Annotated in this window: 15 protein-coding genes; 11 read left to right on the top strand and 4 right to left on the bottom strand. The window is 72.8% G+C overall.

What is annotated here, in order from left to right:
- Window positions 1–12: 12 nt before the first annotated feature.
- On the bottom strand, window positions 13–1,377 hold the full coding sequence (locus UIS43_RS11995) for a CitMHS family transporter (RefSeq protein ID WP_013154670.1): 1,365 nt from the start codon (window positions 1,375–1,377) through the stop codon (window positions 13–15).
- A 119-nt stretch (window positions 1,378–1,496) separates the two neighbouring features.
- Here UIS43_RS11995 and UIS43_RS11990 point away from each other — a divergent pair, with 119 nt between their 5' ends.
- Window positions 1,497–2,423: a LysR family transcriptional regulator gene (locus UIS43_RS11990; RefSeq protein ID WP_013154669.1), complete on the top strand. Its 927-nt coding sequence runs from the start codon at window positions 1,497–1,499 to the stop codon at window positions 2,421–2,423.
- A 165-nt stretch (window positions 2,424–2,588) separates the two neighbouring features.
- Here UIS43_RS11990 and gabT read toward each other — a convergent pair whose 3' ends face one another.
- Entirely contained in the window at window positions 2,589–3,926 is a 1,338-nt protein-coding gene (gabT, locus tag UIS43_RS11985; RefSeq protein ID WP_013154668.1) for a 4-aminobutyrate--2-oxoglutarate transaminase, read from the bottom strand.
- Between the two features lie 250 nt (window positions 3,927–4,176).
- Here gabT and UIS43_RS11980 point away from each other — a divergent pair, with 250 nt between their 5' ends.
- The 10 genes from UIS43_RS11980 (at window position 4,177) to UIS43_RS11935 (ending at window position 18,085) form a co-directional block, all read left to right on the top strand.
- Window positions 4,177–5,622 carry a PucR family transcriptional regulator ligand-binding domain-containing protein gene (locus UIS43_RS11980; RefSeq protein ID WP_358168964.1) on the top strand — a complete coding sequence of 482 codons (1,446 nt, stop codon included), beginning with the start codon at window positions 4,177–4,179 and terminating at the stop codon, window positions 5,620–5,622.
- A 158-nt stretch (window positions 5,623–5,780) separates the two neighbouring features.
- The gene (locus UIS43_RS11975; RefSeq protein WP_370013169.1) at window positions 5,781–8,888 is read left to right on the top strand and encodes a DEAD/DEAH box helicase; all 3,108 of its coding nucleotides are present in this window, start codon (window positions 5,781–5,783) and stop codon (window positions 8,886–8,888) included.
- A gap of 159 nt (window positions 8,889–9,047) precedes the next feature.
- Window positions 9,048–9,929, top strand: a complete 882-nt coding sequence (locus UIS43_RS11970; protein ID WP_013154665.1) for an Fpg/Nei family DNA glycosylase — start codon at window positions 9,048–9,050, stop codon at window positions 9,927–9,929.
- Window positions 9,930–10,050: 121 nt separating this feature from the next.
- Window positions 10,051–11,070, top strand: a complete 1,020-nt coding sequence (locus tag UIS43_RS11965) for a LacI family DNA-binding transcriptional regulator (RefSeq protein WP_019608035.1) — start codon at window positions 10,051–10,053, stop codon at window positions 11,068–11,070.
- A gap of 516 nt (window positions 11,071–11,586) precedes the next feature.
- Window positions 11,587–13,290: an ABC transporter substrate-binding protein gene (locus UIS43_RS11960; protein ID WP_071622643.1), complete on the top strand. Its 1,704-nt coding sequence runs from the start codon at window positions 11,587–11,589 to the stop codon at window positions 13,288–13,290.
- A gap of 191 nt (window positions 13,291–13,481) precedes the next feature.
- On the top strand, window positions 13,482–14,477 hold the full coding sequence (locus tag UIS43_RS11955) for an ABC transporter permease (RefSeq protein ID WP_013154662.1): 996 nt from the start codon (window positions 13,482–13,484) through the stop codon (window positions 14,475–14,477).
- The gene (locus UIS43_RS11950; protein WP_013154661.1) at window positions 14,474–15,382 is read left to right on the top strand and encodes an ABC transporter permease; all 909 of its coding nucleotides are present in this window, start codon (window positions 14,474–14,476) and stop codon (window positions 15,380–15,382) included. Before UIS43_RS11955 ends, UIS43_RS11950 begins: the two co-directional genes overlap by 4 nt.
- Window positions 15,382–16,338 (top strand): ABC transporter ATP-binding protein, encoded by a 957-nt coding sequence (locus UIS43_RS11945; RefSeq protein WP_013154660.1) that lies wholly within the window; start codon window positions 15,382–15,384, stop codon window positions 16,336–16,338. The genes UIS43_RS11950 and UIS43_RS11945 overlap by 1 nt, the downstream gene beginning before the upstream one ends.
- Window positions 16,339–16,346: 8 nt before the next feature.
- Window positions 16,347–17,255: an ABC transporter ATP-binding protein gene (locus UIS43_RS11940; protein WP_013154659.1), complete on the top strand. Its 909-nt coding sequence runs from the start codon at window positions 16,347–16,349 to the stop codon at window positions 17,253–17,255.
- A gap of 626 nt (window positions 17,256–17,881) precedes the next feature.
- The gene (locus UIS43_RS11935; protein WP_013154658.1) at window positions 17,882–18,085 is read left to right on the top strand and encodes a cold-shock protein; all 204 of its coding nucleotides are present in this window, start codon (window positions 17,882–17,884) and stop codon (window positions 18,083–18,085) included.
- Between the two features lie 85 nt (window positions 18,086–18,170).
- Here the strand turns inward: UIS43_RS11935 and UIS43_RS11930 are convergent, their stop codons facing one another.
- Both UIS43_RS11930 and UIS43_RS11925 read right to left on the bottom strand, forming a co-directional pair.
- A complete protein-coding gene (locus UIS43_RS11930; protein WP_071622642.1) occupies window positions 18,171–19,739 on the bottom strand; it encodes a glycerol-3-phosphate dehydrogenase/oxidase in 1,569 nt (522 codons plus the stop codon).
- A 436-nt stretch (window positions 19,740–20,175) separates the two neighbouring features.
- Entirely contained in the window at window positions 20,176–20,928 is a 753-nt protein-coding gene (locus UIS43_RS11925) for an MIP/aquaporin family protein (RefSeq protein ID WP_013154656.1), read from the bottom strand.
- Between the last annotated feature and the right edge of the window lie 77 nt (window positions 20,929–21,005).

Raw genomic sequence — 21,005 nt, 5'->3', positions numbered from 1 at the left:
GTGGACGGGCGGTCAGCCGACCCAGAGCGGGACGACCCCGCTGGCGAGGGCGACCGCGAGGACGACCAGGCTGACCAGCCAGGCCCACGGCAGCAGGAAGCGGATGTGGGAGCCGATGGGCACCCCGGCCAGGCCGACCAGCAGGTAGAAGGAGCCGGTCAGCGGGCTGATCGGGAAGCCGACGGTCTCCTGGCCGATGATCGAGGCCTGGGCGATGTCGGCGGCGGCGACGCCGAAGCCCTCGCCCACGGCGGTCAGCACCGGCATGACGGCGAAGTAGTAGGCGTCGGGGCCGAAGAGCAGGCTCATGGGCACGCCCAGGACACCGACGATCGCGGCCATCCCGGGGCCGAGGAAACCGGGCATGGCGCCGGTCATGGCCTGTCCCATCGCCTCGATCATGCCGCTGCTGTCCATGACGCCCAGGAACACGCCCGCGGCGAGCAGGGTGCTGGCCATGAGGATCGCCCCGGAGGCGTGGGCGTTGACGCGGTCGGTCTGGGCCTTCATCCCCGGGTAGTTGACGACGAGCGCCACGACCAGGGCCAGCATGAAGACGAGTTCGGGGGAGAGCAGCCCGAAGACCAGGGCGAGGACGGCGGCGACGGTCAGCGCGGCGTTCACCCAGTACAGGCGCGGGCGCAGCAGGTCGGCGTCGGGCTCCTGCCCGCCCGCGGCGAGCGGGTCGGCCCCGCCCTCTCCGGCGGTCCCGCCCGGGCGGCCGCCCCCGACGGGCACCGGGGAGGGCAGGGGGTCGGCCGCCGCCAGCCGCACGCGCTCGCGGTGGCCGAGGTACCAGGCGACGGCGACGCAGGCGGCCATGCCCGCCAGCTGGGCCGGGATCAGCGGGGCCCACAGTTCGTTGGCCGGAACGCCGAGGACGGTGGCGGCCCGGGCGGTGGGCCCGCCCCACGGCAGCATGTTCATGATCCCCGCGCCCAGCCCGACCAGCGCGGCCAGGACCACCCTGCGCATGCCCAGGGCGTCGTAGAGCGGGAGCATCGCCGGGATGGTGATGAGGAAGGTGGTGGCGCCCGCGCCGTCCAGGTGGGCGACCATCGCGAGCACCACCGTCGCGACCGCCACGGTCACCGGCGTGTTCCCGGCGAACCCGAGCACGCGGCGGATGATCGGCGCGAACAGCCCCGCGTCGCGCATCACCCCGAAGTAGAGGATGGCGAACACGAACATCGCGGTCGTGGAGGCCACGCCGCCGATGCCCTCGCCGACGAAGGAGGCCACCTCGCCGGGGCCGAAGCCCAGCGCGAAGGCGGCCGCCACCGGGACGCCGACGAGCGCGACCACCGCGCCCACCCGGTTGGACAACAGCAGCAGGAGCACCACGGCGATCGTGGCGAAACCCATGGCGGTCAGCATCTGGCACGCTCCTCGGACACCCTCACGGGGGGAAGTGACGGGGGACACATGCCGACATGGTTTCGCGGGGTTCTCCCCTTGTCCAACATCGGTTTCCTCTGGATCTATGCTCTGGAGGCATGGATCTGAGCCTGAGGCAGTTGTCCGCCTACGCCGCGGTGGCCAGGTACGGGAGTTTCACGCGCGCCTCCCGTGAACTGCGCGTCGCGCAGCCCTCGCTGAGCAGGACGGTGCTCGGGCTGGAGCGCACCCTGGGGGTCCGCCTCCTGGAGCGGACCACGCGCAGGGTGGAGTGCACCCCGGAGGGGGCCGAGCTGCTGGCCGTGGCCGAACGCCTGCTGGAGGCGCACCGCTCGGAGATGAACGGGCTGGAGCGCTTCCTGCGCGGCGAGCGCGGCACCGTCGCGGTGGCGACGCTGCCCTCGGTGGCGGCCGCCCTGCTGCCCTCGGTGATCTCCCGGCTCAGGTCGCGCACGCCCGAGGCCGACGTCCACGTCCTGGACGGGATGTCGGAGGCGGCCGTGGAACGGCTCCAGGCGGGGGAGTGCGACCTGGCCCTGGTGGCCGCGGGCCGGGTGCCCGGGGAGCTGGTGTCGCGGCCGCTCCTGCGGGACCGCTACTTCGCGGTCGTGCCGGTGGGGCACCCCTTCGCGGAGCGGTCCGCGCTGACCTGGGCCGATCTGGCGGGGGAGGCCTTCCTGGCCACCGGCGGCGACTCCAGCGTGCGCGCGGGCGCGGACGCCGCCTTCGAGCGCGCGGGCGTGGTGCCCGAACGGATCGTGCGGGCGGGCAACGTCTCGACCATCGGCGGCCTGGTGTCCGCGGGGATCGGCGTCACCGCGCTCCCGGCCCTGGTCGGAGTGCTGATGAGCTTCGCCGACCACGTGCGCGTGCCCCTGACCGACCCGGTCGTGGACCGCGGGCTGAGCGTGCTCACGCGCCGGGACCGCAGGCCGGGGCCGGTCGCGGCGGGGTTCCTCGCACTGCTGGAGGAGATGCGCGCCGAGGACCACCCGCTGCCGCGGGACGTGGCCTGGACGCACTGACGGGGCCGGAGCGGGAGGTGCGCCGACGATGTCGCGTGCGGGAGCACGGCGGACGCGCTGACGCGACCGCGCCGCCCCGGGCGGGACCGCGGAGCGGGGCCCGGTGGTGACGGAGGCGGCGGGCGGCGCTTCCCGCGCCGCCCGCCGCCTCCGCCGCACGGGGGACTACAGCCGGGCGAAGGCCTCCTCCAGGATGTCCAGGCCCTCGTGCAGCAGCTCGTCGCCGATCACCAGCGGCGGCAGCATGCGGATCACGTTGCCGTAGGTGCCCGCGCTCAGCAGGACCAGGCCGCGGGAGTGGCAGTAGGACAGGACCTTGGCCAGCGCCTCGGGGGCGGGCGTGCGGTCGGCGTCCTGGACCAGCTCGATCGCGATCATCGCGCCGCGTCCGCGCACGTCGCCGATGACCTCGTACTTGGCGGCCAGCTCGCGCAGGCGGCCCAGCATCAGCTCGCCGATCTCACGGGCGCGCTCCACCAGGCCGTCGGACTCGATCGCGGACAGTGCGGCCAGCGCGGCGGCGCACGCGGCCGGGTTGCCGCCGTAGGTGCCGCCCAGGCCGCCGCCGTGCACGGCGTCCATCAGCTCGGCGCGGCCGGTCACCGCGGCCAGCGGCAGGCCGCCCGCGATGCCCTTGGCGGTCGTGATCAGGTCCGGGACCACGCCCTCGTGCTCGCTGGCGAACATGTGGCCGGTGCGGGCGAAGCCGGTCTGCACCTCGTCGGCGACGAACACGATGCCGTTGGCGCGGCAGAACTCCACCACCGCGGGCAGGAAGCCGGGGGCGGGCTCGATGAAGCCGCCCTCGCCCTGGATCGGCTCGATCACCACGGCCGCCACGTTCTGGGCGCCGATCTGCTTGGTGATCTGCTCGATCACCATGGCCGCCGCCTCGGGGCCGCAGTTGTCCGGGCCCGTCGGCCAGCGGTACGGGTAGGCCATCGGCATCCGGTGGATCTCACCGGCGAACGGCCCGAAGCCCTGCTTGTAGGGCATGTTCTTGGCGGTCAGCCCCATGGTGAGGTTGGTGCGGCCGTGGTAGGCGTGGTCGAACACCACGACCGCCTGGCGGCCGGTCGCGCTGCGGGCGATCTTCACCGCGTTCTCGACCGCCTCGGCGCCCGAGTTGAGCAGGATCGAGCGCTTCTCGTGGTCGCCCGGCGTGATCCGGTTGAGCGCCTCGCACACGTCCACGTACGCCTCGTACGGGTTGACCATGAAGCAGGTGTGCGTGAACCGGCCGAGCTGCTCGGCGGCGCGCTCCACCACGCGCGGGTCGGCGTTGCCGACGTTGGTCACGGCGATGCCGGAGCCGAAGTCGATCAGCGCGTTGCCGTCGACGTCCTCGACGATGCCGCCGCCCGCGCGCTCGACGTAGACCGGCAGGACGCTGCCCACGCCCTGGGCGACGGCCGAACGGCGGCGCTCCTGGATCGCGCGGGACTTGGGGCCGGGGATCTCGGTGACGATCCGGCGGGACTGGGCGACCTCGGTCGCTGCCATGCGGCTGCCTCCTTCTGCGGTGGACGGGAGCGGAGAGGGGCCGGGGGTGGGCTCCCCGACCTGGGACGACACTAGGGTGCGCGGAACCACCCCCACATGGACAAGGTGGATAATCAGGGCTGAGCCTTGCGCCAGCGCGTCAGGGTTCGCACGAAGCGGGTCCGCTGGAGCGGGGGGAGGACGGCCCGCGTCCCGTCCCGCCGACCGCGCCGAACCGCCTCGACCGGCGGCCGAAGTGGAGGGGAAGCCGATGCCACCGACCCTGGGGGCCCTGATGCGCACGCCCCGCCTGCGCCTGAACCTGCTCACCGGCCAGGAGAACCTGGACCGGAGGGTGGAGTGGGTCGCGGTCAGCGAGCTGGAGGACCCCACGCCCTACCTGGCGGGCGGCGAACTCCTGCTCACCACCGGCGTGCGCTGGGCCACCGGCGTCCCCGACCTGCGCGACTACACGCGCCGCCTGGCCGAGCGCCGCGTCACCGCGCTGGGCTTCGCGGTCGGCGTGGTCCTGGAGCGCACCCCCGAGCCGCTCCGCGAGGCCGCCGCCGAGTTCGGCCTCACCCTGCTGGAGGTGGCCAGGGAGACCCCCTTCATCGCGATCGGCAAGGAGGTGTCCCGGCTCCTGGCCAAGGAGGAGTACGAGGGGCTGAGCCGGGCCTTCGCCGCCCAGCGCGACCTCACCCGCGCCGCGCTCACCGGGGAGGCGGCGATCGTGGACCGGCTGGCCCGCGAACTCGGCGCCTGGGTGCTGCTGCTGTCCGCCGACGGCGCCCCCCGGCACGCCGCCCCCGCCGGGGCCTCCCCCCGCGCCGCCGGACTCGCCGAGGAGCTGGACCGGCTGCGCGAGGCGGGCGTGCGCGCCAGCGTCTCCCTCACCTCGGGCGGCGAACACGTCTCCGTGCAGCCCCTGGCCACCGGCCGCCGGGTCCGCGGCTTCCTTGCCGTGGGCACCGGCGGGCGCCTCGGCTCGGACGAGCGCACGCTGGTCAACGCGGCGGTGTCGCTGCTCTCCCTCGAACTGGAGCGCACCGCGCACGACGCCACGGCCCGGGTGCGCGAGGGGGTGCTCGCGGCGCTGCTCACCGGGGCGCTGGACCCCCTGCACCCGGGGGCGGAGCGGCTGCGCGGGGTCCTTCCCGCCGAACCCGTCCTCGTGGCGGCCGCCGACGGGGTCGGGCCCGCACAGCCGCCCGAGGGCGTCCTGGTCACCGAGCACGACGGCCGCGTCCTGCTGCTGGCCCCCGCCGACACCGGAACGGGAGTGCTCGCCGAGGTCCTGGAGGGGCCGGTCGGGGTGAGCGACCCCTCCCCCTACGCGGAACTGTCCGCGGCGCTGTCCCAGGCCGAACGCGCGCTGGCCGCCGCGCGCGACGCGGGCGGGGGCCTGCTCCGCGTCGGCGACCTGCCCGGCGGACTGCTCGGGCTGGCCGACACCCCCGCCGGCGCCCGCATGGCCGGGGACCTGCTCGCCCCGCTGCTGCGCCAGCGCACCTCGGCCGAACTGCTGGCCTCGCTGCGCGCCTACCTCGCGGCCTCGGGCCGGTGGGACGCGGCGTCGGAGGCACTGGGGATCCACCGGCACACGCTGCGCTACCGCATGCGGCGCATCCGCGACCTGCTGCCCGGCGACCTGGACGATCCCGACTACCGCACCGAGCTGTGGATCGCCCTGCGCGTCCACGGCAGCGCGGGCTGACCGCCCTCCGGGCCCCGGGCACCGTCACCCGGAGTCGTCACCCCGAGTGAAAGTGGTGACGGGTTCCGGTGTTCGCGGGGTCCGGGACCGGTCCATCCACCACAATGGCTTGCTGTCGGTGGGTGGTCGGCCGATGACACAGCCGTGTGGGGGAGACGTTGAGGTCACTGCGGGACGACGAGGACGAGGTCGGGCACGCGGGCGTGCCGGGGGCGCCGCCGGGAGTCACCGGCCCCCTCCCCGGCGCGCTCGGCGGCCCGTCGGGAGTCGGCACGGCCTCGCTGCGCTGGAAGCCCCCGATCGACCGTTCCGAGGTGAGCTCCCTGCTGGCCTACCTGCGCGCCTGCATGCGCCGCGAGGCGGTGCACACCCACGTCGTCCCGGTCGGCGACCTGGGCTCCGACAGCTGCGCGTGCCTGCCCCCGGGCCCGGAGGTGCTCTTCAGCGGGGCCGGGGAGACGCTTGCGCTGCGCCCGGAGTCCGTCCGCGTCCTGCGCGCGGCCAACGACCTCGGCCAGTCCGCGCGCTACGGCTACCCGCTCGTGGTCCTGGGGGAGGGCGGGGACCGGGCGGCCCTGCCCCTGCTCACCGTCGACGTGCGCGTCGCGGACGAGACCGCGGACACCCCCGCCGGGGCCGGGGACACCCTGGTCCGCGCGGTCGGCCCGCCCGACGTCAACCCCGCGCTCCTGGAACGCCTCGGCCTCACCGACCCCGAGGACCTGTTCGAACTCCGGACCCGGCTGCGCTCCGGGGCGCCCGACCCCCTGCGGCGCCCCGCGGCCGTCGCCGACCTCGCCGCCAGGATCCGCCTCCTGCTCGCCGGCCTGGAGATCGAGCGGGTGGACGACATCGCGCCCCTGGGCACCCGCGGCGCCCCGCGCACCTGGATGGACGGCGCCCACAACGTCGCCGTGCTCTTCCGGGCCGGGCCCGGGGGACGCCACGACGCCGACGAGCGCGAACCCGTCGGCGTCGAGGGCGTCCTGGCCGACCTCGACCCCTCCGGCCGCGACGGCCTCGACCCCGAGGACGTCAGCGGGACCGCCCTGGAGGCCCTGCTCGGACAGCCCTCCCGAACGGCCGCGGCCTCCGGCCCGGCGGCGTCCGGACGGCTCTTCCGCTGCTCCCGCGCCGCGAACCGCCGCGGTTGCGCCGACCCCGGCGGGGACACCGCCGAGCCCCCCGTCCCGATCTCGGCGACCGCCCTCGACCAGTCCCAGTACGCGGTCCTGTGCGCGGCCATGCGTGAGCAGCTCACCGTGGCCGCGGCCCCGCCCGGGAGCGGGGTGCACGACCTGGTCGACGCCCTCGTGCGCACCGCCGTCAGCAACGGCCAGCGCGTCCTGGTGTGCGGTCGCACCGAGGCCGACGTCGCCGCGGTGCGCCTGCGCGCGGACGCCTCCCCCGGGCACCCCGTCGTGCGCGTGGGCGGGGAGGGACGGCGCACGGCCGAGGCCGTGCTGCTCACCCGGCTCCTCACCGAGCACTCCCGGAGCCTGCCCGCGGCCCCCGCCGGTTCCGGCGGGGAGGACCCCACCGTCCACTGGGCGGACCTGGCCGCGGACTGGACGGCGGTCCGCGAGGCGTGGCGGGCCATGGACACCATGGCCTCCGGAGGCCACGCGCTCGCCCGCCTGGCCGAGGAACGCGGCCGGGTCGTCGCCCAGGGGTGGGACCCCGACTCCCTCTTCACCCCGGAGCGGGGCGGCCCCGAGTACTGGCTGCACCGGGCCGAGCGCGCGGCGGCCGGGGGCCTGGCCGGGCTGGCGCACCGGGGCGCCGTCCGCCGCGAACTGGGCGTGGACACCGACCCCGACAGCCTCGCCCGCCTGCGCGCGGTCGCCCGTCTGGAGGGCGAGTGGCGCGCGGCCGTGGACCGGCGGATCCGCTGCGCGCCGCTGAACGCGCTCACCGCCGACCTGGCCGACGCCCTCGCCCGGCACCGCAGGTCCAGCTCCGCCTGCCTGCGCGCGGTCGGCGACCCCCGGCTGTGGCGGGGACGCGCCGCCATCGAGCACCGCCTGGAGAGCCTCAACTGGCACCGCGGCCACGGCTGGCCGGGCCCGGGCGCGCTGTTCGACACCCTGCCCGCGTGGGTGTGCCGCACCGACCAGGTCCGGGCGCTGCAACCCCGGGCGGGCCTGTTCGACCTGGCCGTCGTGGTCGGGGCCGAGCGCACCCGGCTGGCCGAACTGCTGCCGGTGCTCTACCGCGCCAACCGCGCCGTGGTGTTCGGCGACCCCGCGCACCCGGGACCGGTGAGCGTGCTGGAACCGGACGAGGAGCGCCGCGCGCTGGCCGCCGCGGGTCTGGTCGCGGGCCAGTTGGACGACCGGGGCCTGCGCTACGGCGGCGGTTCGGCGATGCGCGCCCTGTACCGGGCGGCGCCGCCCATGCGGTGGCTGGACGAGCACGACGGGGCGCCGCCCCAGCTCGCCGGGGCCGCGTCGCGGCACTGCTACGGGGGCAGGCTCGCGGTGCGCACCCTCCCCGACCCCTCGGGCGGCCCCGCGTTCGAGTGGCGCGACGTCGCCGGGGTCTGCGAGGCCGTGCCCGGGGCGTCCTTCGTCAACCGGGACGAGGCCTACCGGGTGGCGGTGGTGGTGGACGAACTCGACGAGCACCTGCCCCGGGGCCGGGTGGTCGCGGTGGTCGCGCCGACCCAGCCCCAGGCGGCCCTGGTGCGCCGCCTGCTGAGCAAGCGCGTCCTGCGCCACGAGGTGCGGGTGGGCGGACCGGACCTGTTGGCGGACGACCACGATCCGGCGGACGTCACCGTCCTGACGCCGACGCTGGCCTCCGGGGCGCCCGCCGTCGCCGAGCGGCGTGTGCGCCGGATGGGTCACCTGTGGTCGTCGGTGCTCACCCGCACCCGCCAGCGGCTCGTGGTGGTGGGCGACCGCGGGTACTGGTCGGGCGACGACGGCCCGCTGGGCGAGCTGGAGGCGTCGGCGGCCGGGGGCCACGCGGGACGGACCGACGCGGCGGCCTCCGCGCTGGTCAGGGAGCTGCGCGGGGTGGGGACGGAGGTGACCCTCCAGCAGACGGGCGAGGGCTGGACCGCCGACATGGTGGTCCGGTTCGGCTCCCGCCGCCTGCTGCTCCTGCTCGACCGGGAGCCCGACGGCCGCTCCCTGCGCTGGCTGCTCGCCCGGGGGGAGACGCTCAACCGCACCACGGGGGACCCCGTGGTCGTGGTGCCCGCCTGGCGCTGCCTGGCCGACCCGCGCGCCCTGGTGGAGGAGATCCTCACCGCCCACTGACCCGCCGGGCGGCCACGCCCGCGCGCACGGCCGGGCGGCCCCACCGGCGCCGGAAGCCGACCGGACCGGCGGACGGGCCGGGCGCACTACCCTGGAGCCGGATGTCCGGAAAGCGGTGTTCACGCCGCAGCCCCGGACGGACGGAGGAGGAGAGGACCGGTGCCCGAGGGCCACACGCTGCACCGCCTGGCAGCGCACTTCGACAAGACCTTCGGCGGCGGCGCGGTACGCGCCAGCAGTCCGCAGGGGCGCTTCGCCGACGGCGCCGCCCGGATCGACGGCCGGGTCCTCACCGAGAGCGAGGCCCACGGCAAGCACCTCTTCCTCGGGTTCGACTCGGGGGAGTGGCTGCGGGTCCACCTGGGCCTGTACGGCGCCTGGTCCTTCGGCGACGCCGACGGCGAACGCCACCTGGGCGCGCCTCGGGCCGCGGGCGGCGCCCGCCGGGAGCTGCTGCGCGACGCCGAGGGCTTCGTCGTGGCGCCCGAACCCGTCGGGGCGGTGCGCGCCCGGCTGGTCAACTCCTCCGGCTGGGCCGACCTGCGCGGCCCCTCGGCCTGCGAGGTCGTCACCGAGGACGACAAGCGCGCCGTCCAGGACAGGCTGGGGCCCGACCCCCTGCGCGACGACGCCGACCCCGAGCGCGCCTGGCGCGTGGTCAGCCGTTCCCGGACCAGCATCGCCGCGCTCCTCATGCGCCAGGACGTCGTGGCGGGCATCGGCAACATCTACCGCGCGGAGTCGCTGTTCCGGGCGGGGCTGGACCCGATGACCCCGGGCCGCGACCTCACGGCCGACCAGTGGTCGCGGCTGTGGGACGACCTGTCGGGCCTGCTCCGCGACGGCGTGCGGGACGGCTACATCATCACCACCCTGCCCGAGCACCGCCCCGACCCGGACGCGCGTCCCGTGCCCCGGCCCGACAGCCTCTACGTGTGCTACCGGACCGGAGAACCCTGCCGGGTGTGCTCTTCGCCGGTCGCCTCCGCGGAACTGGCCGGACGCACCCTCTACTGGTGCCCCCGATGCCAGGGAGTTTGAGAACTTTCGTGAGTTAAGTACCCATTTGTCGGGTTAGACGCCAAGGTCATGCAGTACAATCCCGAACCGTCTGCTTAACCGGTTCAGCTTTGTGTGATCAGGGGGACGAATGGGGGGTTTGATGCGGCGTCCGACCATCATGGACATCGCCAAGGCCGCGGGGGTGTCCAAGGGGGCCGTGTCCTACGCGCTCAACGGGCGTCCGGGGGTCTCGGAGGAGACCCGAAGACGCATCCTGGCGATCGCCAGCGACCTCGGCTGGGCGCCCAGCAGCCCGGCGCGCGCACTCGCCCCCGGCGGCCGGATCGGGGCGGTCGGCCTGGTGGTGGACCGGCCCGCCCACTCCCTCGGTCTGGAACCCTTCTTCATGCAGCTGGTCTCGGGGATCGAGACCGAGCTGGCCACCTCGGGGGTCGACCTGTTGTTACAGGTCACCGAGGACATGGGCGCCGAGATCGCGGCCTACCGGCGCTGGTCGTCCGAACGCCGGGTGGACGGCGTGATCATGGTGGACCTGCGCGTGGGCGACCCGCGCGTCCAGGTCGTCGAGGAGCTCCCGCTGCCCGCCGTCGTCCTCGGCGGACCCGAGGGCGTGGGCTCCCTGCCCTACCTGTACACCGACGACGCCACCGCCATGCGCGAGGTCGTCCACTACCTGGCCGCCCTCGGCCACCGGCGCATCGTCCAGGTGGCGGGCCCGGAGAAGTTCGTGCACACCCGCGTGCGCACCCAGGCCTTCCTGGACGCCGCGGCCCAGGCCGGGCTCAGCGAGGCCCGCTGGGTGCACGCCGACTACACGGGCGAGGGGGGCACCAGGACCACGCGCAAGCTGCTGGCCGCCACCGACCGGCCGACGGCCCTGATCTACGACAACGACCTCATGGCCGTGGCCGGACTGGGCGTGGCCCACGAGATGGGCGTGGACGTGCCCTCGCAGCTGTCCATCGTGGCCTGGGACGACTCGGTGCTGTGCCGCCTGGTCCGCCCCTCGCTGACCGCCATAGTGCGCGACATCGTGTCCTACGGCCGCCAGGCCGCGCTGATGCTGGCCAGGACGATCGAGGGCAAGCCGGTGGCCAACAGCGAGACCTCGCGCGGGGAGCTGCTCCCGCGGGGCAGCACCGGCCCCCTGGGCGCGTGATCCGGCGCTCCCCGCCGGCCGCCCGCGCCCCGTCCGACGCGTACACCGCGTGAGGGTCCGCGAGCCCCGCGTGGCGCGGATGCCGGGGGCGCGGCGTGCACCGTGGCAGTTGTTAACGATGTGAAAACAGGGGCGTGAGTTGCCTCGGTGGTCTCTGCGGCTTTGGTGTCCAAAAGGTGACCGTGAGGGTGCTGTCACCTCCTCACGAGCTGTGGAAGGCTGCGGCGCGTAACGCCCCACGCCGACAGGCCCCCAAGGGAGCGAGAACGCCCGTGCGGAACCGGTTCAGCGCCGCCGAACTTACTGACATACCCGCATCTGTGCTGTTACAAGCGAATAACAGCGAAGTGTCGGGCATTGACGCCCTTCCTGCGGACGTGTTGTTGTTAACGTCACTTACCCGGTTCAGCAACGGTCTCGCGCGCTCACCACTGGGAGCGCTCCCAACCCTTCCGGTCTCTCGGAGGGGACTCCCCCCATAGGCCGGCCGGGTGACAAGGAGGAGTCGAGATGAGAATGCTGCGGCTTCCGGCGGCACTCGCGGCCCTGGCCCTCGCGGTCAGCGCCTGCTCGGGTGGCGGCGGGAACAGCGACGGCGGTTCGGGTCAGTACCCCAGGAACGAGACCCTGTACACCACGGGTACGGCCTGGGAGGCGCCGACCAGCTGGAACCCGATGATGCGGGGCCAGTTCGCGGTCGGCACCAACGGCCTGGTCTACGAGTCGCTCTTCCACTACGACGCGGACGCGGGAGAGTACGTCCACTGGCTCGCCGAGAGCGACGAGTGGACCTCGGAGACCGAGCACGTGATCACCCTGCGCGAGGGCGTCACGTGGAACGACGGCGAGCCCTTCGTCGCCCAGGACGTGGTCACCACGCTGGAACTCGGCCAGGTCCCCGGAGTCCCCTACAGCAACGTCTGGGACTACATCGAGAGCGTCGAGGCCACCGACGAGCGCACGGTCACCGTCACCTTCTCGGAGAGCCGTCCGCAGGAGTGGATGAACTGGGCCTACTCCAACCCCATCGTCCCGGACCACATCTGGGCCGGCATGGAGGAGAGCCAGGTCGCCGACAGCCCCAACGAGAACCCGGTCGGCACCGGCCCCTACGTCTACGAGTCGCACACCGACGACCGCATGGTCTGGGAGCGCAACGACGAGTGGTGGGCCATCGAGGCCCTCGACATGACGATGGACGCCCGCTACATCGTCGACATCGTCAACGCCTCCAACGAGGTCACGATGGGCATGCTGAACCAGGGCGAGGTCGACCTCTCCAACAACTTCCTGCCCGGTATCGACCAGGTCCTCAACAGCAACGAGACCATCACCAGCTTCTACGACGGCCCCCCGTACATGAAGAGCGCCAACACGGCGTGGCTCATCCCGAACCACACCCGTGAGCCGCTCAACGACACGGCGTTCCGCCAGGCCCTGGCCCACTCGATCAACATCACCCAGATCGTCGAGGGCCCGTACGCCAACCTGGTCCAGGCGGCCAACCCCACGGGTCTGCTGCCCGAGTGGGACGCCTACATCGACCACGAGCTGGTCGAGCGCGAGGGCTTCACCTTCGACGCGGACGAGGCCGTGGCCATCCTCGAAGAGGCCGGCTACATGGACGAGGACGGCGACGGCTTCGTCGAGACCCCCGACGGCGAGCCCATCGCGCTGACCCTCGCGGTCCCCTCCGGCTGGACCGACTGGATGGAGGCCGCCCGGATCATCGAGCAGAACGCCCAGGACGTCGGCATCAACATCACGGCCGAGTTCCCCGACGCGGGCCTGCTCGACGACAACCGCAACGCGGGCGAGTTCGACCTGGTCATCAACAACGCCCGGCAGCTGAGCAACTCGCCGTGGACCTACTACGACTACCTCTACCAGCTGCCCGTCCAGGAGCAGCAGACCACGGTGAACTTCCACCGCTACGAGAGCGACGAGGCGTGGGCCCTCACCGAGGAGCTCGCCCGGGTCCCCGCCGACGACGTCGAGGCCGCGGCCGAGGTCACCTCGCAGCTCCAGGAGCACTTCCTGGCCGAGCTGCCGACCATCCCGCTCTGGTACAACGGCCAGTGGTCGCAGGCCAACAACTCCGCCTGGACCAACTGGCCCAGTGAGGCCGAGGGCACGCCCAACAGCCCCGCGGTGATGTGGGAGGGCTGGTACGAGCTCGGCGGGATCGAGACCCTCGCCTCGATCGAACCGGTCGAGTAGGGGCGGGGGAGCGATCTCCCCCCATCCACCCCGCTGACCACTCCCCGCCCCCGGCCGAGGCACGGCGCGAAAGAGCCCGGCCGGGGGACGCCCCGGGAGAGCGGGCGCGGCACGGAACACCCCCCACAGGGTCCGCGCCGCGCCCCCTCCGGGGCCACTCGACTGTCCGCCGCCATCACCTGGAGGAACGTGTGTGGCGCTATATCGGTCGTAAGCTCTTCGTCTACCTGCTTACGTTCATCGTCGCGGTCACCATCAACTGGATGATTCCGCGCTTCATGCCCGGCGACCCCATCCGCAGCATGCTCTCCCGGGCCTCGGCGGGCGACCCCGAGGCCCTGGCCACCATGACCGCCTACTACGAGGAGGTCTTCGGCCTCGACAAGCCGCTGCACGAGCAGTACCTGAGTTTCTGGGCCGGTCTGTTCCGGGGGGACCTGGGCATCAGCGTGATGCTCTACCCCGAGCCGGTCACCGACGTCATCATGAGGGCGGTCCCCTTCACCCTGGGACTGCTGCTCCCCGCGATCCTGCTCAGCTGGATCATCGGCAACCGCTTCGGCGCCTTCGCCGCCCGCAGCAAGGCCCTGGACAACACGGTCCTGCCGGTCGGGTACATCCTCACCGCCACGCCGTACATGTGGCTGGCCCTGCTGCTGGCCTGGAGCCTGGGCATCGTCGCCGGGATCTTCCCGGCCTCGGGCGGCTACAGCTTCTCCCTGCGCCCCGAGTTCAGCTGGCTGTTCATCTCCAACCTGATCACCCACTGGTTCCTGCCGTTCCTGTCCATGTTCCTGGTGGCGCTCGGCGGCTGGGCGATCGGCATGCGCAACATGATCATCTACGAGCTGGACGCGGACTACTCCAACTACCTCCAGGCCCTCGGCGCGCCGCGCAAGCTGGTCCGGCGCTACGCGTTCCGCAACGCCATGCTGCCGCAGATCACGGGTCTGGCCGTCCAGCTGGGCACGATCATCGCGGGCTCCCTGCTCACCGAGATCGTGTTCAACTACCCCGGCCTCGGCAAGCTCATCCTGGACTCCCTGGAGAGCCGCGACTTCTTCCTGCTCCAGGGCGTCTTCCTGTTCGTGGTCGTCGGCGTGCTGATCGCCAACTTCATCATCGACATCGTCTACGTGCTGATCGACCCGCGCACCCGGGTCCAGATGACGGGAGGCTCCTCATGACGAACGTCGCCGGAGCTCCGGGCACCGCCGAGAAGGCGGACGCCCCCGAACCTGCCGGGCGCAAGGGCTCCGAGGCCCTGTACTTCGCCCGGCGCAACCCCAAGCTGCTCATCGGCTCGGGTATCGTCCTGGCCTTCCTGCTGCTCGGGATCGTCGGCCCCTTCTTCGTCAGCGACAGCCCCAACGAGTACGTCGGCCCGCAGATGCAGGCGCCCAACGGCGAGTACTGGCTGGGCACCACCACGTTCGGCCAGGACATCTGGGCCCAGTTCGTGCACGGCGTGCGCGCCACGTTCATCATCGGCCTGTTCGGCGGCGGCGTCGCCTTCGTCATCGGCACCGCGGTCGGCTTCGTCGCCGGGTACAAGGGCGGGATCGTCGACGAGATCCTCAACATGATCACGAACGTGGTCCTGGTGCTGCCCGCGATGGTCGTGCTCATCGTCGCGATCGCCTACCTGGACGCGCGCGGCCTGTTCGTGCAGGGCCTGTTCATCGGTCTGACCGCCTGGCCGTGGGCGGCCCGCGCGGTCCGTTCGCAGGCGCTGTCCCTGGCCACCCGCGACTACGTGGACCTGGCCCGGCTGAGCGGTCGGCGCACCTGGAAGATCATCACCACCGAGATCGCGCCCAACATGAGCTCGTACCTGGTGATGGCCTTCATCCTGCAGTTCGGCGGCGCGGTCCTCACCGCGGCCGGTCTGGACTTCATCGGCCTCGGCCCCTCCAACGGCGTGTCCCTCGGCCTGATGCTGGAGAGCGCCGTCGCCTGGAGCGCGCTCACCCTCGGCATGTGGTGGTGGTTCATCCCGCCGGGTCTCGGAATCACCGTGATCGTGGGCTCGCTGTACATCCTCAACGTCGGGTTGGACGAGGTCTTCAACCCCAAGCTGCGGGAGCTGTGATGACCCTGCGCGTCAAGGACCTGAAGGTCTACTACCAGACCCTGCGCGGGGACGTCCACGCCCTCGACGGCGTCACGTTCGACCTCGCCGACGGGGAGATCATGGGCCTGGCCGGGGAGTCCGGCTGCGGCAAGACCACCCTGGGCAAGAGCCTGATCCGCCTGGACTCGCGGATGCGCCACGTCGGCGGCACGATCGAGCTGGACGGCAAGGACGTGCCCATCGCCGACGACCGCGCGATGGTGCCCCTGCGGTACCACGAGATCTCGCTCATCCCGCAGTACGCGATGAGCGCGCTCAACCCGACCCGCAAGATCGGGAGGATGATCAACGAGCTGCTGCGCGCCCGCGGCGTGCGGCCCGCCGACGTCACCGAGGAGCTCCACCGCCGCCTGGAGCTGGTCGGCCTGGACACCGACGTGCTCAACCGGTTCCCGATCGAGCTGTCCGGCGGCATGAAGCAGCGCGTCGTCATGGTCATCTCGACCCTGCTCAACCCGTCGCTGCTGATCGCCGACGAGGTCACCTCGGCCCTGGACGTGTCCACCCAGCGCTCCGTCGCGGAGTCGATGGTGGAGTTCCGCGACCGGGGCTACATCAAGAGCATGGTCTTCGTGACCCACGACATCTCGCTCGTGTACCAGATGGCGGACACGATCATGGTGATGTACGCGGGCCACATCGTGGAGAAGGCGGCCGCGGGCACCATCATCAACGAGCCCAAGCACCCCTACACCCAGATGCTCATCGGGGCGCTGCCCGAGGTCGGCTCCACCTCCACCGTGCAGGGGGGCCGCCTGGCGGGCATCCCCGGCACCCCGCCGGGTCTGCTCAACCCGCCCACCGGCTGCCGGTTCAAGGACCGCTGCCCGATGGCGTTCTCCAAGTGCTCCGAAAAGCCGCCGCTGGTGGAGATCGAACCCGGCCACTGGGCCGCCTGCTGGAAGACGGGGTGAGGTAGACCGTGCTGGAACTCAGCCACGTGCACAAGGTGTACAAGGTGGGCGCGTTCGGCGGTGACCGCCTGCGCGCCGTCCGCGACGTGAGCCTCACGGTGGAGGCGGGCGAGGTCGTCTCGCTGATCGGTGAGAGCGGCAGCGGCAAGAGCACCCTCGGCAAGATGGTGCTGGGCCTGTTCAAGCCGACCTCGGGGAGCATCACCTTCGAGGGCACCGACATCACCACCATCAAGGGCCACGCCGCGCGCAAGGAGTACTACCGCCGCGTGCAGGGGGTCTTCCAGGACCCGTTCAGCTGCTTCAACCCCATCTTCAAGGCCGACCGCGTCTTCGAGATGGTCCGCACCTCCTACTTCCCGAAGACCTCGGAGACGGAGTGGCGGGACAAGGTGCTGGACGCGATCGCCACGGTGCGCCTGGACCCGGGCAACGTCCTCAACAAGTACCCGCACCAGCTCAGCGGCGGCCAGTTGCAGCGCCTGCTGATCGCGCGGGCGCTGCTGCTGGACATCAAGCTGCTGGTCGCCGACGAGATCATCAGCATGCTCGACGCCTCCACGCGCATCGACGTGCTCAACCTGCTCGCCGACCTCAAGGAGCGCGGCCTGGGCATCCTGTTCGTCACCCACGACCTGTCGCTGGGCAACTACGTCAGCGACAAGTCGGTGATCCTGCGCAAGGGCGCGATCGCCGAGATGGGTCCGACGGCCAGGGTCTTCGACAACCCGCTGCACCCCTACAGCCGTCACCTGCTGTCCTGCGTGCCGCAGCTGCACCGCACCTGGGCCGAGGTCGACGCCGAACTGGCGGCCAACCCCCCCGAGGACGTCGTCCTGCCGACGGCGCCCGACGAGGACTCCGCTCCGCTGATCGAGGCCGAGGAGGGCCACTTCGTGGGGATCGACCAGGGCTGAGCCGCCCGCTTCCCCTCATCCCGGCGCCCGTCCACCCCCCGCGGGCGCCTCGGTGTTTTCCGGCCCTCCTCGCGCGCTCCCGTCATCGGCCGCCCGAAGCCGCGATTCGACGCGCGAACCCGGATCGCCGGCGGTGTTCCACGGGTGTCCGCACGGCCTCGGAGCCTCTCGCGGGGTCCGGTTCCGGGCGCCGACGGGCCCGTTCCGGAGGGCGTCGGCGGACACCTCCCGACCGCTCCGCCGCCCGGCGGGCCGCGCGCCCCGGCGGCCGAGGGCTGAGCCGGACGCGGGTACGCGCGGACCCGTCCTGAGGTGCGCCGACGACGTGTCGGCGACGCCCGCCTGAACGGGGTGTGACATCCCGGCGTGCGTTCCCACGCGGCCCACGTGTACCCTGGAGGGTCCGCCGGTATTCCCCGGCGGGCCGTGCGGGTTGCCACATCGGAATCCTTCGCTGGCCGACCTGTCTGTGGTACGTTCAAAGTGATTGTTAGTCGTTGAATTTCGCAGTTGGTGTCTTGCCCGCGGAGTTTGTGACCGGCGGGCGGTTTCTTCAAGGAAGTCCGGCTCGCGGCAATTCGCGGACGTGAGTCTGCGTCCGTGTACACCGAGCTGAAGGAGAGAACATGGCTCAGGGAACTGTGAAGTGGTTCAACGGCGAGAAGGGCTTCGGCTTCATCTCCCCCGACGGCGGCGGCCCCGACGCCTTCGTTCACTACAGCGCGATCCAGGGCACGGGCTTCCGTAACCTGGAGGAGAACCAGCGCGTGGAGTTCGAGGTCGTCCAGGGCACGCGTGGCCCGCAGGCCGAGAACGTCGTCGCGCTCTAACCAGCACGCGATAACCTCGCGTAACGCCCCGGAAGGCACCGCCTTCCGGGGCGTTCGCGTGTCCGGCCCCCGCGGGGGAGGGGGTTCACCCCTCCAGCAGGGCCTCGGTGCGCTGACGCACCTCGGGGGTGTCCAGCCCCCGCACGGTCACCGTGGTGCGGCGGCGCAGCACGTCGTCCGCGTTCACCGCCCACTCGCGGTCGCGGGCGAAGACCACCTGCGCCCAGATGTCGGGGCCGTCGGGGTGGATGCGCTCGCCCAGCCGCGGCTCCTCGCGCACCATCGCCGCGATGTCCATGGCCAGGCTCCCGTAGTGCGACGCCAGGTGGCGGGCGACCAGCGGGTCCAGAGGGGCGCCGGGCGCGCGGTCGGTGATCAGCCGCTGGGCCACCGCGTCCGGGCTGGCCAGTCCGGGCAGCGGCACCGTGCGCAGTGGGTCGGCCATGTCCTCCGCCAGCGGCACGGCGCTGACCCTGCGCAGCTCCTTGAGGACGGCGCGGCCGATGTGGCGGTAGGTCGTCCACTTGCCGCCGGCCACCGAGAGCATCCCGCCCCGCCCCTGGGTGACCACGGTCTCGCGCTTGGCCGAGCTGGTGCCGCCGGGTCCGCCGGGCAGCACCCGCAGCCCCGCGAAGGAGTAGTCGACGTGGGAGGCGTCCAGGTAGGGCGCGTCGATGCCCAGCGCGGCCTCGCCCAGGATCTGTTCCACGTCGGCGGGCACGACCGACACGTCGGCCGGGTCCCCGGTGTACTCCTCGTCGGTGGTGCCCAGCAGCAGCCTGCCCTCCCACGGGATCGCGAACGACACCCGGTACTTGTCCACGGGGATGGTCAGCGCGGCGCGCCAGGGCTCGGGGGTCCGCAGCACCAGGTGCGCGCCCTTGGACAGGCGGACGCTGGGCGTCGCGGAGGGGTCCTCCATGCTCCGCAGCCGGTCCACCCACGGGCCGGTCGCGTTGAGGACCAGCCGCGCGTCGATGCCGAACTCCCCGCCGTCGACGCGGTCGCGCAGGTCGGCGCCGGTGACCCGGCCCCGGGTGGTGCGCAGCCCCACGACCTCGGCGTGGTTGAGCACCACCGCGCCCGCGTCCACGGCGGCGCGCACGCTCATGACGGCCATCCGGCTGTCGTTCATCTGGTGGTCGCTGTAGGCGGCCACCGACCGCAGGCCGTCGGTGCGCAGGCCCGGGGCGAGCCGCCGCGCCTGGGCGGGGGAGAGCAGGCGGCCCATGCCGTCGCCGAAGGCCGACAGGGCCGAGTACAGGAACACCCCGGCGCCCATCTTCGCGGCCCCGTGCGGGCCGCCGGAGTAGATCGGGACCAGGAACGGCATGTGGTTGACCAAGTGCGGTGCCACCTCCGAGGCCAGGGACCGGCGCTCGCGGTGGTTCTCGGCGACCAGGCGCACCTGGCCGCTCTGGAGGTAGCGCAGCCCGCCGTGCACCAGCTTGGAGGAGGCGCTGGAGGTGGCTCCGGCGAAGTCGCCGGAGTCGACCATGGCCACGCGCAGGCCCGCCTGGGTGGCGGTCCAGGCGACGGAGGTCCCGAGGATCCCGCCGCCGACGACCAGGAGGTCGAAGGTCCCCCGGGTGAGTTCGTCGCGTGTGCGCGAGCGCGACGAGGCGATGCGGTTCTGGCTGGCGCTGACGGTCATGGCTGTGCTCCTCGGAGGGATGGAGGGGGCCTCGCGTGCACCTGAACAGTCTCCACGTTTCAGGCGATGTATCGCCTTCATAATACGACAATGCCGAACGCTGGTGAAGAAGAGGGGGTGATCCGGCCGAGAAAACAGCTCCAGGGGTGGTCCAGGACGAAGGCGAGCTTGGCGCCTGTTGCCCAGGGGAGCCGGGTCGACACACGGGGTTCAGGAGATGCGGCATTGTCGCACCTTGTCGGCCCATCACACGGTCGGCCCGCCCGGAGGGCGCGCACGGCGAAGCCCCGGGGGCCACGCGTGTGCGCGACACCCCGGGGCTTCACGGGGTCCGGACCCGCCGCGCGGGCCCGGAGGGCGGGGCCTGGAGAGCCCCGGGCGATCGTGGCGGGGCCGGTCGGGGGCGGCGGTCACACCGCCCCCGGGCCGGCGGAGCTCAGGCGCCGAACCCGGTGAGCTTCCAGATCCACGCGCCGATCACGCCGCCCACCAGGGGGCCGACCACCGGAACCCAGGCGTACCCCCAGTCGGAGGGGCCCTTGCCCGGGATCGGCAGCACCGCGTGCGCGATGCGCGGCCCCAGGTCGCGGGCCGGGTTGATGGCGTACCCCGTCGGGCCGCCCAGGGACAGGCCGATCGCCAGCACCAGCAGGCCGATCAGCAGCGGCGCGAGGCCGTTGGTGAACAGGCCGCTCAGGTCGGCCCCGCCCTCGACGGAGACGAAGCCGGAGTTCGCGCCGATGCCCAGCACGCCCAGGAGCAGCATCGCGGTGCCGATGACCTCGGTGACGAAGTTGGCCACCAGGTTGCGCACGGCCGGGGCGGTGCTGAACACGCCCAGCTTCGCCTCCGGGTCGTCGGTGACCTTCCAGTGCGGCAGGTAGACCAGGTAGACCAGGACGGCGCCGGTGAACGCGCCCGCCAGCTGGGCCAGCATGTACCCGGGCACCTGGGACCACGGGAAGTCGCCGATGCTGGCCAGGCCCAGCGTGACGGCGGGGTTGATGTGGGCGCCGCTGGTGGCGCCGACGACGTAGACGGCCATCGCGACCGCCATGCCCCAGCCGAAGGTGACGACGATCCAGCCGCCGTTGAGGGCCTTGGAGCGCGCGAGCGAGACACCGGCGACGACACCGCCGCCGAGCAGGATCAGGATCGCCGTACCGACGAACTCTGCCAGATAGACCATGGGGACCTCCGCCCCGTCAGGGGAGCCGGGTCACGGGGGCCTCGCCCCCGCCGACCGGCGCCGGGCCGGAGGCGGGG

This window comes from Nocardiopsis sp. LDBS0036 (assembly GCF_041228755.1).
Classification (GTDB): Bacteria; Actinomycetota; Actinomycetes; order Streptosporangiales; family Streptosporangiaceae; genus Nocardiopsis; species Nocardiopsis dassonvillei.
This window is presented reverse-complemented; position numbering and strand designations above follow the sequence as displayed.

Bases quoted from the DNA above. Each gene is read 5' to 3' on its own strand.
- UIS43_RS11965 (WP_019608035.1), top strand. From the start codon at position 10,051: ATGCGGCGTCCGACCATCATGGACATCGCCAAGGCCGCGGGGGTGTCC.
- UIS43_RS11980 (WP_358168964.1), top strand. From the start codon at position 4,177: ATGCCACCGACCCTGGGGGCCCTGATGCGCACGCCCCGCCTGCGCCTG.
- UIS43_RS11935 (WP_013154658.1), top strand. From the start codon at position 17,882: ATGGCTCAGGGAACTGTGAAGTGGTTCAACGGCGAGAAGGGCTTCGGC.
- UIS43_RS11925 (WP_013154656.1), bottom strand. From the start codon at position 20,928: ATGGTCTATCTGGCAGAGTTCGTCGGTACGGCGATCCTGATCCTGCTC.
- UIS43_RS11930 (WP_071622642.1), bottom strand. From the start codon at position 19,739: ATGACCGTCAGCGCCAGCCAGAACCGCATCGCCTCGTCGCGCTCGCGC.
- gabT (WP_013154668.1), bottom strand. From the start codon at position 3,926: ATGGCAGCGACCGAGGTCGCCCAGTCCCGCCGGATCGTCACCGAGATC.
- UIS43_RS11995 (WP_013154670.1), bottom strand. From the start codon at position 1,377: ATGCTGACCGCCATGGGTTTCGCCACGATCGCCGTGGTGCTCCTGCTG.
- UIS43_RS11945 (WP_013154660.1), top strand. From the start codon at position 15,382: ATGACCCTGCGCGTCAAGGACCTGAAGGTCTACTACCAGACCCTGCGC.
- UIS43_RS11950 (WP_013154661.1), top strand. From the start codon at position 14,474: ATGACGAACGTCGCCGGAGCTCCGGGCACCGCCGAGAAGGCGGACGCC.
- UIS43_RS11990 (WP_013154669.1), top strand. From the start codon at position 1,497: ATGGATCTGAGCCTGAGGCAGTTGTCCGCCTACGCCGCGGTGGCCAGG.
- UIS43_RS11960 (WP_071622643.1), top strand. From the start codon at position 11,587: ATGCTGCGGCTTCCGGCGGCACTCGCGGCCCTGGCCCTCGCGGTCAGC.